Below are 14,811 nucleotides of genomic sequence, written 5' to 3' on the forward strand. Positions count from 1 at the left end.
CGATGCATCCTGTTCTCAAACTGGTGATCCAGCGCTTGGCGCTGGGTCTCCTCCTCCTTCTGGCAGCCTCGGTCCTGATCTTCGTCGGCACCCAGATCCTGCCCGGAGACGTGGCCCAGGCGATCCTGGGACAAGGCGCGACGCCCGAGGCTCTCGCCAACCTTCGCAGCGAACTTGGGCTGGATGAGCCCGCGTTCACCCGCTACATCGAGTGGCTTTCCAGCGCCTTGCAAGGCGATCTTGGCACGGCCCTGTCGAATGGACGCGACATTGCCTCGTCGATCGGCGGCCGCTTGCAGAACACCCTCTTCCTCGCCGCTGTCGCTGCCTGCATCTCGGTGCCGCTGGCGATATTCCTCGGGCTGTTGGCCGTCCGCTATCGTGACCGCTGGCCCGACAAGCTGATCTCGGCGATCACCCTGACCTCGATTTCGCTGCCCGAATTCTTGCTGGGCTACGTCATCATGTATTTCTTCTCGGTGCAGTGGGGCCTGTTCCCCTCGGTGTCGAACATCAACTCAGGCATGAGCTTCCTTGAGAAGCTGAACGCCGTCGCCCTGCCCGCCATGGTCCTCACGCTGGTCGTGCTGGCTCACATGATGCGCATGACCCGCGCCGCGATCCTGAATGTCATGCAATCGGCCTATGTCGAGACCGCCGAGTTGAAGGGCCTGCGCCGCTTCACCATCATCGCGCGTCATGCCATGCCGAACGCCATCGCGCCGATCGTCAACGTGGTGATGATCAACCTCGCCTATCTGGTGGTCGGCGTCGTCGTCATCGAGGTGGTCTTCGTCTATCCCGGCATGGGCCAGTACCTTGTCGACCACGTCGCCAAGCGGGACGTCCCGGTCGTGCAGGCCTGCGGTCTGATCTTCGCCACGATCTACATCGGCCTCAACATTCTGGCTGACGTGATCTCCATCCTGTCCAACCCGCGTCTGAGGCATCCGAAATGAAGGGCATGACACTTTCCGCCCTTCTGGGCCTTTTCATCACCGGGTTGTTCTTCGCGGCCGCCATCCTTGCCCCGTGGATCGCGCCCTATGGCATGTCCGAGATCGTCGGCGACATCTGGGAGCCGTCCTCGGCCGACTTCTGGCTGGGCACCGACAACCTTGGCCGGGACCTGCTGACGCGCATGATCTACGGCGGGCGCAACACGATCTTCGTGGCCTCGGCCGCGACGGCGGTGTCGTTCTGCCTCGGCTCGATCCTCGGCTTCACGGCCGCCGTCTATGGCGGTTGGGTCGATCAGGCCATGTCGCGCTTCAACGACCTCGTCATGTCGATCCCGACGCTGATCTTCGCGCTGGTGGTGCTGTCGGTCATGCCGGTCACGCTGCCGATCCTGATCCTCGTCATGGGGCTTCTGGATTCGACCCGCGTGTTCCGCCTGTCGCGGGCCGTTGCCGTCGACATCAACGTCATGGATTACGTCGAGGCCGCCCGCCTTAGGGGCGAAGGCCAGCGCTGGGTCATCTTCCGCGAGATCCTGCCCAACGCCCTGTCGCCGCTCGTCGCCGAACTGGGCCTGCGCTTCATCTTCGCCATCCTCTTCATCTCGACCCTCTCGTTCCTTGGCCTCGGCATCCAGCCGCCGGCAGCGGATTGGGGCGGCATCGTGAAGGAGAACCGCGAGGGCATCGTCTACGGCATCCCGGCAGCCCTGATCCCGGCGGTGGCAATCGTCACCCTGTCGATCTCGGTCAACCTGGTCGCTGACTGGGCGCTGAACCGCACCACCAGCCTGAAAGGAGGTCGCGGTGCCTGATAACCTTCTGGAAATCAAGAACCTCCGGATCGAGGCGACGGTCTATGCCCCGGGCGAAAAGCCGCGCGACGTCGTCATCGTCGACGATGTCTCGCTCTCGCTGGCGCGGGGCAAGGTGATGGGCCTGATCGGCGAATCCGGGGCCGGCAAATCGACCATCGGCCTTTCCGCCCTGTCCTACGGGCGCGGCGGGATCCGGCTGTCGGGTGGCGAGATCCGGCTGAACGGCAAGCAGATCCGGGGCGCCTCGCCGTCGGTTCTGCGCTCACTCCGGGGCAAGGAAGTCACCTATGTCGCGCAATCGGCGGCGGCGGCTTTCAACCCGGCGAAGAAGCTCATGGAGCAGGTGACGGAGGCCGCGCTCAAGCACGGCGTCATGTCCAAGGACGAGGCCGAGAAGCGCGCGGTCGAGCTGTTCCGCACGCTGTCGCTGCCGGACCCCGAGAACTTCGGCAACCGCTATCCGCACCAGGTCTCGGGCGGACAGCTGCAGCGCGCGATGACCGCCATGGCGCTCTGCCCGAAGCCGGACCTCGTGATTTTCGACGAGCCGACCACGGCCCTTGATGTGACGACCCAGATCGACGTGTTGGCGGCCATCAAGACCGCCATCGCCGAGACCGGCGTCGCCGCGCTCTATATCACGCACGATCTGGCTGTCGTGGCGCAAGTCTCGGACGAGATCATGGTGCTGCGCCACGGCAAGATGGTCGAGCATGGCACTGTCCAGCAGATCATCGAGGCCCCGCGTGAGGAATACACGCAGGCGCTGATCTCGGTGCGCTCGATCGAGCATGAGCAGATGCAGCCTACCCCGGCGCCGCTGCTCAAGGTCGACGGTGTCTTCGCGCGGTACGGTTCGATGTCGAAGGACGTGCTGTCCGATGTCTCGGTCGAGCTGCATCCGGGCCAGACGCTGGCCTTGGTCGGCGAATCCGGTTCCGGCAAATCGACCATGGCGCGGGTGATCACCGGCTTGCTGCCTCCGCGGCAGGGTGAGATCACCTTTGACGGCAAACCCCTGCCCCCGGCCCTGAAGCAACGCTCGCGCGAAGAGCTGCGCGAGTTGCAGATGATCTACCAGATGGCCGATGTCGCGATGAACCCGCGCCAGACGGTCGCCACGATCATCGGCCGCCCGTTGGAATTCTACTTCGGCCTGCGCGGTCGCAAGCGGGATGAACGGGTGCAGGAGTTGCTCGATGCGATCGAACTGGGCAAGGGCTTCGGCGACCGCTATCCGGCCGAGCTGTCCGGCGGCCAGAAGCAACGCGTTTGCATCGCCCGAGCGCTGGCGGCGAAGCCCAAGCTGATCATCTGCGACGAGGTCACCTCGGCGCTGGATCCCTTGGTCGCGGACGGCATCCTGAAGCTCTTGCTCGACCTGCAGAAGCGCGAAGGCGTGGCCTACCTGTTCATCACCCATGACATCGCGACGGTCCGCGCCATCGCCGACAGCATCGCGGTGATGTATCAGGGCCGCGTCCAGCGCTACGGGCCCAAAGATCAGGTGCTCAGTCCACCCTTCGACGATTACACCGACCTCCTGCTCTCGTCGGTGCCGGAGATGGAGCTCGGCTGGCTGGAAAAGGTGCTCGCCCATCGCAAGATGACCAGCGCCGGCAACTGAGCCCTTCAACACACATTGCGCGCCCTGTCTGGTCCGTCTAGACAGGGCGCCAATCATTTCAGGGACCAAGCCATGTCCGACGCCCAAGACCGCCCGCAGCTCTACCTGATCACCCCGCCCTCCTTCGAGGTCGAGGAGTTCGCGCCGAAACTGGCCCGGATCTGTGATGCCGTGGAGGTGGCCTGCCTGCGCCTCGCGATGGCCAGCGGTGACGAGGACGAGATTTCGCGCGCGGCCGACCAACTGCGCGAGCTAGCCCATGCCCGCGATATACCGCTGGTCATCGAGCGCCACGCGCTGCTGGTCGAGAAGCTGGGCCTCGACGGCGTCCACCTGCCCGAAGGCGCGCGCGACCTGCGCAAGCTGCGCAAGACGCTGGGTGACGATGCCATCATCGGCGCCGGCTGCGGCACCTCGCGCCACGACGGCATGGCCGCGGGCGAAGCGGGCGCGGATTACGTGAGCTTCGGCCCCGTCGGCGACAGCGCCCTCGGCACCGGCCAACGCGCCGAGCCCGAGCTCTTCGCCTGGTGGACCGAGATGATCGAAGTCCCAGTCGTAGCTGAAGGCGCGCTGACGCCGGCACTGGTAGAAACCCTCACTCCGATCACCGATTTCTTCGCTGTCGGCCCCGAGATCTGGAGCACCGAGGATCCGCTCGCCGCCCTGAAAACGCTGATCGCGCCGATGATGGGCTGAGGAGGGGTTTCGCCCTCGACGCTGGCGCGCTCGGGCGACCGGGTTCAGGGGGGCTCTGCCCCCCTCTTTGCTGCGCAAATTCACCCCCCGGGATATTTAGGGAGCAAAGATGAGGGGAGCCTTTGCGGCGGTCCTGACAATTTGACTCAAATTGCGCATCTTTACTCCTTAAATATCCTCGGGGGAGCGCAGCGGGGGGCAGTGCCCCCCTCGCCGGTTGCCAATCGTGGGCCCGCCGGGTAAGCGGGCGCGAAAAGGGATATCAGCCATGCGCGCATTGGACACGGAACTCGGATCGGCCCCGCTGATGGTGCTCACGCGCCCGCAGATGGGCGAGAACATCGGCGCCGCCGCGCGCGCCATGCTGAATTTCGGGCTCGAGCACATGCGCCTCATCGCCCCGCGTGATGGCTGGCCCAACCCCAATGCCGTCGCCATGGCCTCGGGCGCCTCCAAGGTGATCGACAATGCTGCCGTCTTCCCGGACGTGGCCGAGGCCGTCGCGGATTGCGATTATGTCTATGCCACCACCGCACGCAGCCGGGGCCTCGTGAAGCCCGTGCTCACGCCCGAGGCCGCCATGGCCGAGGCGCGCGCGATGATCGCGGCGGGAAAGCGCGTCGCTGTCATGTTCGGACCCGAGCGCGCGGGGCTGGAAAATGATGACGTGGCCCATGCCAATGCGATCATCACCGTGCCCGTGAACCCCGAATTCTACTCGCTCAATCTCGCGCAATGCGTGCTGCTGACCGCCTATGAATGGAGCCGCCAGTCCTCGGAGGTCGAGGGCGTGCGGCTGGAGCTTGCGGGCACCGATCTCGCCACGCAGGTCGAGATCGAGAAGCTGGGCGATCATTTCGAGGAAAAGCTGGAGGATACCGGCTTCTTCTTCCCGCCCGAAAAGGCCCCCCACATGAAGCTCAACCTGCGCAACATGCTGGGCCGCTGGGGCATGACCCGCTCGGAAGTGCAGACCCTGCACGGCGTCCTGCGGCAATTGGTGCGCCCGCGCGGGTAAATCCTGTCGCCGCGCACCCTTGATACCCCCCGATCCGCGTCCTAGCTTGGCCGCTGCTCAAGGAGTTTGACGATGGCGAAACGCCCCATCTTCGAGGAAACCGCCGCCCCCGGCCCCGCCGTCGCCCCGGCAAGACGCGCGAGCATCGAGGCCCCCTCGGGCGCGCGCCGCGCGATCCGGGTCTGGCTCGGCATCCTGTTCCTCATGGTCGCAGCAATGATCGCCGTCGGCGGCCTGACCCGCCTCACCGATTCCGGCCTGTCGATCACCGAATGGAAGCCGCTCTCGGGCGCGCTGCCGCCGATGACCGAAGCCGACTGGCAGGCCGAGTTCGATCTCTACCAGCAGATCGACCAGTTCCATCTGATGAACGCCGACATGTCCCTGTCCGAGTTCAAGTCGATCTACTGGTGGGAATGGTCGCACCGCCAGCTGGGCCGCGCCGTGGGCCTTGTCTGGGCGATCGGCTTCCTTGGCTTCCTTGCGCTGCGCAAGATCCCCACGGGCTGGACCGGACGGCTGATCATCCCCGGCGCGCTCGGCGGCCTGCAGGGCGCGATCGGCTGGTGGATGGTGTCCTCGGGCGTCGTGTCCGGCGAGGGCGTGACCTCGGTCGCCTCCTACCGCCTCGCCACCCATCTGGGCCTCGCCTTCATCATCCTGGGCGTGCTGGCCTGGTACATGCTGCTGCTCGGCCGACCGGAAGCGCAGCTGCTGCAAGCCCGTCGCTCACGCGAGGCGAAGCTCTTCTCGCTCGGCACCGGGCTCATGCATTTCGCCTTCCTGCAGATCCTGCTGGGCGCGCTGGTCGCCGGCATCGACGCCGGCCGCGGCTATACCGACTGGCCGCTGATGGGCGGCTCGTTCCTGCCGCCGGCGATGTGGGAGCTTACGCCCGTCTGGCGCAACCTGTTCGAAAACGACGGCACCGTGCAGTTCATCCACCGGATGTCGGGCTATCTGCTGTTCGTCTTCGGCGTAATCGCCTGGAACCGCGGCCGCCGCTCCAGCTATGCGCCGACGCGCACGGCCTTCCACGCCGTCCTCGGCGCGCTGCTGGTGCAGATCGTGCTCGGCATCGTCACCGTCATGCATGGCGCGCCGCTGGAACTGGGCCTCGCCCACCAGCTGATGGCTGTAATCCTCTGGGTGCTGATCCTGCGCGCCCGCTACCTCGCCCAGTATCCGCTGGGCGGCACCATTCGGGGCTGATTATGACCGCATACGACAACATCGTCGCGCATGAGCGCACCACCTGGTCGCTGGCGCAGGTCATGGGCCGGCTGGGTTGGGACCAGGAAACCATGATGCCCCGCGGCGCCGCCGAGCAGCGCGGCGAGGAGATGGCGGCGATGGAAGAAGTCCTGCATGCCCGCCGTACCGATCCCCAGCTGGGCGAATGGCTGGAGACGGCCGAGGCCCCCGATGCCAAGGGCGAGGCGATCCTGCGTCACGTCCGCCGCAGCTATCAGCGCAACACCCGCGTGCCGGCGAAGCTGGCGGCGGAGCTGGCGCGCGTGACCTCGGTCGCGCAGGGCACTTGGGCCGAGGCCCGCGCGCGCGATGACGTCGCGCATTTCCTGCCGACGCTGACCCGGGTGATTGACCTCAAGCGCGAGGAAGCCTCGGCTCTGGCGCAGAATGGCGATCTCTACGACGCCCTCTTGAACGATTACGAACCCGGCATCACCGGCGCCGAGATCGGCGCCATTTTCGGCCGGATGCGGACCCGTCTGGTCGCCTTGCGCGAAAAGGTGCTGGGCTCGGCCAAGCAACCGGCGCCGCTGATCGGCGAGTTCAACCGCGAGGGCCAGTTGCGGCTCACCCGCCAACTGGCCGAAACCTTCGGCTATGACCTGAGCCACGGCCGGGTCGATCTGGCCGTCCACCCCTTCTCCTCGGGTTCGGGCGCGGATGTGCGCATCACCACCCGCGTGAACGAGACCGATCCGTTCAACTGCTTCTACTCGACGATCCACGAGGTCGGTCACGCCTGCTACGAGCAGAATATCGACGCGGATTACCGCTTCTCGCCGCTGGGTGAAGGCGTGTCGATGGGCGTGCACGAGAGCCAGAGCCGCATCTACGAGAACCAACTGGGTCGCTCGCGCGCCTTCACCGGATGGCTGCACGGCGCGATGACGCATGAATTCGGCGACCTCGGTATGGACCGCGACGCCTTCTTCGGTGCCGTCAACCGCGTGCAGCCGGGCTTCATCCGCACCGAGGCCGACGAGGTGCATTACAACCTGCACATCATGATGCGCTTCGATCTGGAGCGCGCGCTGATCGCCGGTGACCTGCAACCCGCCGATCTGGAAGCCGCCTGGAACGACCGCTTCTTCAAGGATTTCGGCGTGGCGGTGGATCGCCCCTCGCACGGGATGTTGCAGGATGTGCATTGGTCGGTGGGCCTGTTCGGCTATTTCCCGACCTACTCGCTGGGCAATGTCTATGCGGGCTGCCTGATGAAGGCCCTGCGCAAGGATCTGGTCGGCATCGACACCGCGCTGGCCGAAGGCAAGCCGACCGTCGCCACCGCCTGGCTGCGCGAGAAGCTCCAGCAACACGGCGGGTTGCGCGAGCCTCGCGACACCATCGCCCATGCCTGCGGCTTCGAGCCCTCGGAAGGGCCGCTTCTGGACTATCTGGAAGCGAAGTTCGGCGAGTTGTACGGGGTCTGACGCCTTGGGCTTGGCATGACAAAGGGCGGCTCTCTGTGGAGGGCCGCCCTTTTGAGTATTTGGGACAAGGTGAGGATCAGGCGACTTGCCCGGCAGCCCAGCCGGACGACCAGGCCCATTGGAAATTGTAGCCGCCGAGCCAGCCGGTTACGTCCACGACTTCGCCGATGAAATAGAGGCCGGGCACTTCGCGCGCCTCCATCGTCTTCGCGTCGAGCGCCTTGGTGTCGACCCCGCCCAAGGTGACCTCGGCCGTGCGGTAGCCCTCGGTGCCGTTGGGGATGAGCTGCCAGCGATGGACCGCATCGCCGAGCTTCTGCAGCGCGGCCTTGGATTGCGTGGCGAGCTTGCCCGAGAGCCCTGCCCGCTCGGTGATCGAGCGCGCCAGTTTCTCGGGCAGATCGAGGGCGTTGGCGAGTTCCTTGGCGCCTTTCTCGGCGCGGGCGTCCGTGGCCTCCTGCGCCAGATCGCGGCCGGCGGCGAGGTCGACGGAGATCGCCTGCCCCTCGCGCCAATAGCTCGAGATCTGCAGGATCGACGGGCCTGAGAGCCCGCGGTGCGTGAACAGGAGCCCCTCGTCGAAGGCGATCTTCGCGCCCTGCAGACCCACCCGCGCCTGTACCGAGAGGCCGGCCAGCGCCTTCATCCCCTCGAGCTGCGCATCGGTGAAGGTCAGCGGCACGAGACCCGGCCGCGTCTCGATCAACGGCAGCCCGAAGCTGCGGGCGATGTCATAGCCGAGCCCCGTCGCGCCCATCTTCGGGATCGATTTGCCGCCGGTGGCGACGATCACCGAACCGGCCTTGAGCGGGCCCTGATCGGTCTCGACCGTGAAGCCGGGTTTGACGCCCGTCACCCCAACGCCCAGCCGCAGCTCCCCCCCTGCCTCGGCCAAATCGCGGACCAACATGTCGACGACCTGCCGGGCCGAGCCGTCGCAGAACAGCTGGCCCAGAGTCTTCTCATGCCAGGCGATGCCGGCGCGGTCGATGCGGGCGATGAAATCATGCTGGGTGTAGCGCCGCAGCGCCGACAGCGCGAAGCGCGGGTTTTGCGACAGGAAGCATTCCGGCGCGATCTGCAGATTGGTGAAATTGCACCGCCCGCCGCCCGAGATGCGAATCTTCTCGCCCGGCGCGCGGGCATGGTCGAGCACCAGCACCCGCCGCCCCCGCCGCCCGGCCTCGATCCCCGCCATCAGCCCGGCCGCCCCGGCGCCCAGCACGATCACATCCCACATATCCGCTCTCCGTTCGTCGCGCCGCGTCTAGCGCGCGTTGCCGCGGTCCGGAAGCCGTACGATTCGCACAGGGCCACGTCCCATTCTCGCCAGCACCTTCAGAAACCGGCTCTTTATCATTTTGTTTCAGACACTTCGGCGGCCACAGGTTGCTGGGTGACATTTTTTTGCAACGTCCCTCTTGCGGCCCCGAAACGGCTTGGATAAACAGCGCGACAGTTGGGGCGTGGCCAAGTGGTAAGGCATCGGTTTTTGGTACCGTGTACCGTAGGTTCGAATCCTACCGCCCCAGCCATCATTCACCAGACACTCAGACATGAACGCCCCGATCCTTTGGTTGCGGCGCTTTATCCGTTTGAATTGCCACAATTTTCACCTTCCCCCTTGCGGTCATTCGCCAGCTTGGCTAAACACCGCGGCAGTTGGGGCGTGGCCAAGTGGTAAGGCATCGGTTTTTGGTACCGTGTACCGTAGGTTCGAATCCTACCGCCCCAGCCATCTCATTTTCCTGAATGATGACAATGGCATAAACCGACCGTCGTGGTCGCATGTGTTACAGTCTTGTCGTTGCGACACATGCCCCGCGGGCACCTCAAGCGATTCACCGAGAACAGACAGGCGGAGGCTGACCCTCCGCCCCAGGCACGTCAACAGCCGCCGTAGTTCCGCCGCCCGCTCGCCGTGATGGTGTAGGTGCCGCCGCGCCGCCCGCGATAGCACCGGCTGCCCCCAGTATAGGCGCGTCGTGACGTCACTCGCAGTGAGCTCTGATAGGACCGATGGCTGCGCTGCACCTCCGCGCCCCATTCGCACGCAAACCCGTCGCCGTCGCGATCCAGGTCGTGCCGGTCACGCGTCGGCCCGCCTGCCGCGAGGAAGAAGCGCTGCGCGTCAGCCGCGCTTGCGAAGTCGCCGCAGTTCCGATCTCCACTACTCGGCGCCTGACTCGTGCCTGCGCTGGATTGCGCCGATGACTCGCGGCCATAGCGCGGCAGCCCGACCGCGGTGCCGGTACGCTCGCCGACATAGCGGGTCGCGCCGTAGGTCGTGGTGCATTGCATGGCGCCACGCGCGCCAAGCTCGGCTTCGATAGCCAAGAGATCCGCGGGCTGTGCCAGGCCTGCCTGGGTGCACAGCTGTGATGTCGAGAGTGAAGCCAAGGCCGCAGAGACCCGTTGCGGGCTCGGCCCGCAGGCGGCAACGGCGAGGAGGACATCGAAGATGTCGAAACGGAAACTGCACGCGCCTGAGTAGAAGGCGACGGTCGCGCTGGAAGCGCTGAAAGGCGTGGGTCGGAGGGACCGTCGCGCCAGTGGCGCGGCCTAAGCCTGAGCGACGCCGCTGATTTGGCAAGCCAGTTCGGAGACGACGGCGGCCATCCGGAAATGGATGAGCCTTTAGAACCACCAGCGCCCGCGTTCAGCATTGTCCGGCTAGCCTCGGGCCCTGGTCTATTGGCAGAGAAACGATATCAACCAACCCGATCAGCAGGTGCAATGTGTGGCTTAAACTACACCAGATCCAGTCCGAGAGATGGGTAGTAGATCGCCTGTCGAGGGTCGTTTGCGTCTCAATGCCCCGAGAGTTTGCCGCATAGGCATAGAAAACGCCCGCCTCGATCTCTCGAGACGGGTTCTTGCAGCATTCCAACCTTGTCAGGCGACCGAGCGCGCCCGCGACTGGAAATTGTCGTAGGGATCAGCCGTATGGCGCTGACCGGCGCCGCTGCCGAGATCGAAGTTCTGCAGAAGCGACGACAGCTCCATGGCCTGCTGGCGCAGATCGTGGATGGCGACCGTCGTTTCCTGAACCATCGCGGCGTTCTGCTGCGTCACCGAGTCGAGTTGGCTGACGCCCACGTTGATCTCGGTCACGCTATGCGCCTGGTCGTCGCTGGCCTGGGCCACGACACTCATCAGGCTGGCGATATCGTCGACCTGACCGGCGAAGTCGGACAGGGCCGAGCCCGAGCGCTTCACCAGTTCCACGCCGTGGTTCACCTGCTCGGTGCTGCCCGAGACCAGTTCCTTGATCTCCCGCGCCGCTTCCGAAGAACGCTGCGCCAGAGCCCGCACTTCCGAGGCCACGACCGCGAAGCCGCGGCCTGCGTCGCCTGCCCGCGCGGCTTCAACGCCGGCGTTCAGGGCCAGAAGGTTGGTCTGGAACGAGATGTCGTCGATCATGGTGATGATCTGGGCGATCTGCGACGAGCGCTTCTGAATCGCGGCCATCGCCTCGATCGCTTCGCGCACGATGGGCTCGCTGACCTGCGCCTTTTCCTGCGCACCGCGGGCGATCTGCTCGGCCTTGCGGGCGTTGGTCGCGGTTTCGGTCACGCGGGTCGAGATCTGCTGGATCGCAGCGGCGGTTTCTTCCAGCGTCGCAGCCTGGGTTTCCGTCCGGTGCGACAGGTTGTCGGCGGACGAGGTCATGTCCTCGGCGCCTTCACGCATCCGGGTGACCGAGTCGATGACGACACGCAGCGTATCGCGCAGGGCATTGACGGTGTCGTTGTAATCGCTGCGCAGACCGTCGTAACGCTCGTCAAACGGCATATCGATGACGTTGGTCAGATCGCGCTGCGACAGGGCGTTGAGACCTTCGCGCAGGGCCGAGACGACGCGCACCTGCTCTTCGTGGTCACGCTCGCGCGCTTCTTCGTCCTGTTGCGCGATGCGCAGGCGGTCACGAAGATCGGCGACGTTGCGAGCGAAATCACCGATCTCATCGCCGCGGTCCTGACCCGTCAGGCTGCCGTCGTAATTGCCCTCGGCAATCTCGCGCAGCGAATTGCCCAGCACGACCATCGGCGCGCTGATCAGATGGCGGACAGCGAAGAGCGAAAAGACCAGCATGCCGGCCAGGATGCCAAGCGCGATGCCGACCGTGATCCAGTCATTGGCATGCGCGCGGGCCAGAGCCGCCTCGGTGGTCCAGTGCATCGCCAAGCCGCCGACGCGCGCCTCGGCGCCGCCGTTGGTGACCGGCGCGACGACGTAGAAAACGCCGTTCTCGCCGGGGAGAATGGTCAGTTCCTGCGCCTCGGCCGCCATGGTGGCGAGGTGCTCCAGATTCTCGGGCGGGAGGATGCCGGCTGCGGCCATCACCGCGCCGTCGGCACCGACAACGACCACACCATGAAGGTCGTCTTCGCCCAATTCGTCTGCCTCTGTGGCCATGTCGGCAACGCGCGCCGTATCGCCGAAGCGGACAGGTGCATAGGCGCGGAAGCCGAAATCACCGGCAGAGACCGACGCGCTTTCATGAAGGGCTTCGGTGGCCATCCGCGTCGTCGCCTGAAAGCTGACGAAGAGGTTGGCCACCACCACGACCACCGTCGAGACGGTGATCAAACCGATGATCTTCATAAAGATCGAAAGCCGCGGAACACGCAGGCTTGGCAGACTAGGTTTCACGGGCATTCGCATCTTTGGGACCCTCTCGGTTAGGGATCAGAGCAGTTCGGCATCCACGCCCACGGTGATCGCACCGAGGACTTCGCCGCTGGCCTCGTCCGACACGGTGAACGAGATCTGCGCCTGATAGCGGCCGGTCGATTCATCGAGCTCGATATCGCTCATGTGCAGTGCTTCTGCGCCGTTCAGGTAGGTTTCCTGGTACTTCGCCTCGTCGCCCTGCCAGTAGTCCGAAGTCGGCGTGGTGATCGCGACGTTCAGGCCATGCGAATCCATGACGATGATCTCGGTCACGCGGCCACCCGAGGCTGCGACGACCTCGCGCAGGTGGTTGGCGGCGTCGTTGTTCAGGACGGCGTCAATCAGCGGGGTGCTGCTGGAGCCGAGCTGCGCAGCCCAATCGCTGTCGCGCGCGTCGATATCGGCCTGGGTCAGCCCCTCGGTCACGCCGTTCTGGGCGCGCACGGCCGACAGCACGATCGGATCATGCGCCAGCGGGTGCAGTGTGCTTTCGAAATAGGCCTGCATCGGACCGGTCAGATCGGTCGCAGCAGCGGGCGCAGCGAGAGCGGCGAGGCAGAGGCTGAGAGCAAGGTTTTTCATGCAGGCTTCCTGTTTTGCGTCAGTGGGGATCACGCCCGGACAAAGGGCACGATTCGCAGAATAGGAACGAAGTTTTTAAGGCCGGTTAATGCGCGACGGCCGCGTTCACGGGTGCCTGACGCTCTCCGAAAGCTCACTGCCCGTTTGCCGGGCAATCGCCTTCTGACCATCCGTAGAGCGGTGTTTTTCAGAACAAATGACCATCTACGCCCCGTCTATCTGCGCAATAAATCGGCAGAATGCGTTCGGGCGCTTCTGTGAACGGTGCCTCACCTTACCATTGCCGAGCGCGCGGGATGCTCTAAGATCAAGCCAACCGGGGAAGGTGGAATGAGCGTATATTTCAACGAGATGATGGAAAAAGGGGCCGTCCGCGGACCCTATTCGCAGCTTCAGGATTGGGTCGCGCAGATGCCCGCCGAGCTGCGCAACCTCAAGCAGGCCGAGGCCGAGGCCCTGTTCCGACGCATCGGCATCACCTTCGCCGTTTACGGTGAAGGCGGCGATCCGGACCGGCTGATCCCCTTCGACATGTTCCCGCGCGTGTTCAGCGGGCAGGAATGGTCGCGGCTGGAGCGCGGGATCAAGCAACGCGCGCGGGCGCTGAACGCCTTCCTCGCCGATGTCTATAGCCGGGGCGAGATCGTGCGCGCGGGCCGCATCCCCTCGCGGCTGGTCTATCTGAACGAGGCCTATGAGAAGGCCGTCGCCGGCATCCGTCCCCCCAAGGGCGTGTTCAGCCATATCGTCGGCATCGACCTCGTGCGGACCGGGCCTGACGATTTCTTCGTGCTGGAAGACAATTGCCGCACCCCCTCGGGCGTCAGCTACATGCTGGAAAACCGCGAGATCATGATGCGGATGTTCCCCGAGCTGTTCAACGCCAACCGCATCCAGCCCGTCGAGGCCTATCCCGAGATCCTGCGCCGGACGCTGGCCTCGGTCGCGCCGGCGAAATGCGACGGCGAGCCGAATGTGGTGATCCTGACTCCGGGTCATTTCAACAGCGCTTATTACGAGCACAGCTTCCTTGCCGACATGATGGGTGTCGAATTGGTCGAGGGGCAGGATCTGTTCGTCGAGGGCGAATTCTGTTGGATGCGGACCACCGAAGGCCCGCGCAAGGTCGACGTGATCTACCGCCGCATCGACGACGCCTTCCTTGACCCGCTGTGCTTCCGGCCGGATTCGATGCTGGGTGTGCCGGGGCTGATGGATGTCTACCGCTCGGGCGGGGTGTCGATCTGCTCGGCCCCGGGCGCTGGCGTCGCCGACGACAAGGCCGTTTATACCTTCGTGCCGGAAATGATCCGCTTCTACCTCGGCGAGGAGCCGATCTTGCAGAACGTCCCCACCTGGCAATGCGCCAAGGCGGACGATTGCAAATACGTGCTGGAGAACCTTGGCGAGCTGGTGGTGAAGGAAGTCCACGGCTCGGGCGGCTACGGCATGCTGGTGGGGCCGAAATCCACCAAGGAGCAGATCGAGCTCTTCCGCCACAAGATCGAGGCTGATCCCGACAATTACATCGCCCAGCCGACGCTGGCCCTGTCGACCGTCCCCTCATTCGTCGAGGAAGGCGTGGCGCCACGGCATGTGGACCTCAGGCCCTATTGTCTGGTGGGTGAGCGGATCGAGCTGGTGCCGGGCGGGCTGACCCGTGTGGCGCTGCGCGAAGGCTCGCTCGTGGTGAACTCGTCGCAGGGCGGCGGGGTCAAGGACACCTGGGTTCTGGCGGAGTAACGGA

The 14,811-nt window shown here is 65.1% G+C and carries 12 protein-coding genes and 2 tRNA genes; 10 read left to right on the forward strand and 4 right to left on the reverse strand.

All coding sequences use genetic code 11. The features are described 5' to 3' along the window. Positions 1–2 precede the first annotated feature (2 nt). The 7 genes from BCY78_RS02290 (at position 3) to BCY78_RS02320 (ending at position 7,805) form a co-directional block, all read left to right on the forward strand. Positions 3–959, forward strand: a complete 957-nt coding sequence (locus BCY78_RS02290) for an ABC transporter permease (protein WP_068297212.1) — start codon at positions 3–5, stop codon at positions 957–959. After that, positions 956–1,774 carry an ABC transporter permease gene (locus tag BCY78_RS02295; protein ID WP_068297215.1) on the forward strand — a complete coding sequence of 273 codons (819 nt, stop codon included), beginning with the start codon at positions 956–958 and terminating at the stop codon, positions 1,772–1,774. Before BCY78_RS02290 ends, BCY78_RS02295 begins: the two co-directional genes overlap by 4 nt. Then, entirely contained in the window at positions 1,767–3,404 is a 1,638-nt protein-coding gene (locus tag BCY78_RS02300) for an ABC transporter ATP-binding protein (protein ID WP_068297218.1), read from the forward strand. Before BCY78_RS02295 ends, BCY78_RS02300 begins: the two co-directional genes overlap by 8 nt. A 72-nt stretch (positions 3,405–3,476) precedes the next feature. Beyond that, complete coding sequence (locus BCY78_RS02305; RefSeq protein WP_068297221.1) at positions 3,477–4,103, forward strand: thiamine phosphate synthase; 627 nt, start codon at positions 3,477–3,479, stop codon at positions 4,101–4,103. A 268-nt stretch (positions 4,104–4,371) separates the two neighbouring features. Continuing rightward, positions 4,372–5,121, forward strand: coding sequence for an RNA methyltransferase (locus BCY78_RS02310; protein ID WP_068297224.1), 750 nt, complete (start codon positions 4,372–4,374; stop codon positions 5,119–5,121). Between the two features lie 72 nt (positions 5,122–5,193). Further along, positions 5,194–6,333, forward strand: coding sequence for a heme A synthase (gene ctaA / locus BCY78_RS02315; RefSeq protein ID WP_068297225.1), 1,140 nt, complete (start codon positions 5,194–5,196; stop codon positions 6,331–6,333). 2 nt (positions 6,334–6,335) lie between these two features. Further along, the gene (locus BCY78_RS02320; protein WP_068297228.1) at positions 6,336–7,805 is read left to right on the forward strand and encodes a carboxypeptidase M32; all 1,470 of its coding nucleotides are present in this window, start codon (positions 6,336–6,338) and stop codon (positions 7,803–7,805) included. 76 nt (positions 7,806–7,881) lie between these two features. On the opposite strand, the gene BCY78_RS02325 is transcribed toward BCY78_RS02320, so the two are convergent. Continuing rightward, complete coding sequence (locus tag BCY78_RS02325; protein ID WP_068297231.1) at positions 7,882–9,045, reverse strand: NAD(P)/FAD-dependent oxidoreductase; 1,164 nt, start codon at positions 9,043–9,045, stop codon at positions 7,882–7,884. 220 nt (positions 9,046–9,265) lie between these two features. Between BCY78_RS02325 and BCY78_RS02330 the strand changes: the two genes are divergently transcribed. Both BCY78_RS02330 and BCY78_RS02335 read left to right on the forward strand, forming a co-directional pair. Beyond that, a tRNA-Gln gene (locus tag BCY78_RS02330) sits at positions 9,266–9,340 on the forward strand. Between the two features lie 128 nt (positions 9,341–9,468). After that, positions 9,469–9,543 (forward strand) — tRNA-Gln (locus BCY78_RS02335). 149 nt (positions 9,544–9,692) lie between these two features. Here the strand turns inward: BCY78_RS02335 and BCY78_RS26290 are convergent. The 3 genes from BCY78_RS26290 to BCY78_RS02345 all read right to left on the reverse strand — a co-directional run bounded on the left by BCY78_RS26290 (position 9,693) and on the right by BCY78_RS02345 (position 13,064). After that, on the reverse strand, positions 9,693–10,142 hold the full coding sequence (locus BCY78_RS26290; RefSeq protein WP_369808685.1) for an excalibur calcium-binding domain-containing protein: 450 nt from the start codon (positions 10,140–10,142) through the stop codon (positions 9,693–9,695). A gap of 558 nt (positions 10,143–10,700) precedes the next feature. Further along, a complete protein-coding gene (locus BCY78_RS02340) occupies positions 10,701–12,413 on the reverse strand; it encodes a methyl-accepting chemotaxis protein (protein ID WP_068297234.1) in 1,713 nt (570 codons plus the stop codon). A gap of 84 nt (positions 12,414–12,497) precedes the next feature. Continuing rightward, on the reverse strand, positions 12,498–13,064 hold the full coding sequence (locus BCY78_RS02345) for a hypothetical protein (protein WP_068297237.1): 567 nt from the start codon (positions 13,062–13,064) through the stop codon (positions 12,498–12,500). 330 nt (positions 13,065–13,394) lie between these two features. Here BCY78_RS02345 and BCY78_RS02350 point away from each other — a divergent pair, with 330 nt between their 5' ends. After that, positions 13,395–14,807, forward strand: a complete 1,413-nt coding sequence (locus tag BCY78_RS02350) for a circularly permuted type 2 ATP-grasp protein (RefSeq protein ID WP_068297239.1) — start codon at positions 13,395–13,397, stop codon at positions 14,805–14,807. Positions 14,808–14,811: the final 4 nt, after the last annotated feature.

The sequence above is a fragment of the Pararhodobacter sp. CCB-MM2 genome, from assembly GCF_001691415.1.
Taxonomy (GTDB): domain Bacteria; phylum Pseudomonadota; class Alphaproteobacteria; order Rhodobacterales; family Rhodobacteraceae; genus Pararhodobacter.

Coding starts and splice junctions, on each gene's coding strand:
- BCY78_RS02305 (WP_068297221.1), top strand. CDS start 3,477: ATGTCCGACGCCCAAGACCGCCCGCAGCTCTACCTGATCACCCCGCCC.
- BCY78_RS02340 (WP_068297234.1), bottom strand. CDS start 12,413: ATGAAGATCATCGGTTTGATCACCGTCTCGACGGTGGTCGTGGTGGTG.
- BCY78_RS02325 (WP_068297231.1), bottom strand. CDS start 9,045: ATGTGGGATGTGATCGTGCTGGGCGCCGGGGCGGCCGGGCTGATGGCG.
- BCY78_RS02290 (WP_068297212.1), top strand. CDS start 3: ATGCATCCTGTTCTCAAACTGGTGATCCAGCGCTTGGCGCTGGGTCTC.
- BCY78_RS02310 (WP_068297224.1), top strand. CDS start 4,372: ATGCGCGCATTGGACACGGAACTCGGATCGGCCCCGCTGATGGTGCTC.
- BCY78_RS02350 (WP_068297239.1), top strand. CDS start 13,395: ATGAGCGTATATTTCAACGAGATGATGGAAAAAGGGGCCGTCCGCGGA.
- BCY78_RS02345 (WP_068297237.1), bottom strand. CDS start 13,064: ATGAAAAACCTTGCTCTCAGCCTCTGCCTCGCCGCTCTCGCTGCGCCC.
- BCY78_RS02295 (WP_068297215.1), top strand. CDS start 956: ATGAAGGGCATGACACTTTCCGCCCTTCTGGGCCTTTTCATCACCGGG.
- ctaA (WP_068297225.1), top strand. CDS start 5,194: ATGGCGAAACGCCCCATCTTCGAGGAAACCGCCGCCCCCGGCCCCGCC.
- BCY78_RS02320 (WP_068297228.1), top strand. CDS start 6,336: ATGACCGCATACGACAACATCGTCGCGCATGAGCGCACCACCTGGTCG.